General features: G+C 67.8%; 1 protein-coding gene. It reads left to right on the top strand.

Annotated features, from left to right (window positions below):
- A partial coding sequence (locus D7X55_RS39980) for an aldo/keto reductase (protein ID WP_147470445.1) occupies window positions 1–699 on the top strand: 699 nt, incomplete at both ends.

The raw sequence follows: 699 nt of genomic DNA, 5'->3' as shown, positions 1-699 counted from the left end.
CCCCAGCTCCGGCGAAGCCCTGCCCGTCATCGGCATGGGCACCTGGCAGACCTTCGACGTCGGCGGCGCCGCGAACGAACGCGCGCCCCTGGCCCAGGTCCTCCAGAAGTTCTTCGCCTCGGGCGCGCGCCTCATCGACTCGTCCCCCATGTACGGCCGCTCCGAGGCCGTCGTGGGCGACCTCTTGAAGCAGTCCGGCCAGGAGAAGACGCCGTTCCTCGCCACCAAGGTGTGGACGCGCGGCAAGGCGGAAGGGGCCGCGCAGATTCAAGCGTCCCTCCAGAAGATGGGCCACGGCCGCATGGACCTGATGCAGGTGCACAACCTGCTGGACGTGGACGTGCACCTGCCCGTGCTGCGGGAGCTGAAGGCCGCGAAGAAGCTCCGCTACGTGGGCGTCACCCACTACCTGCGCAGCGCCTTCGACGACCTGGAGAAGCACATCAAGAACAGCAAGCTGGACTTCGTGCAGCTGCCCTACTCGCTCGCGATGCGCGACGCCGAAGCGCGCCTGCTGCCCGCGGCGAAGGAGCACGGCGTGGCCGTGCTCGTGATGGAGCCCTTCGACAAGGGCAACCTCTTCCGCAAGATGAAGGGCAAGCCCCTGCCGGACTGGGCCTCGGAGTTCGACTGCACCAGCTGGGCCCAGTTCTTCCTCAAGTTCATCCTGGGCCACCCCGCCGTGAACTGCCCCATCCC

It is taken from the genome of Corallococcus sp. AB049A (assembly GCF_003668885.1).
Taxonomy (GTDB): domain Bacteria; phylum Myxococcota; class Myxococcia; order Myxococcales; family Myxococcaceae; genus Corallococcus; species Corallococcus interemptor.
This window is presented reverse-complemented; position numbering and strand designations above follow the sequence as displayed.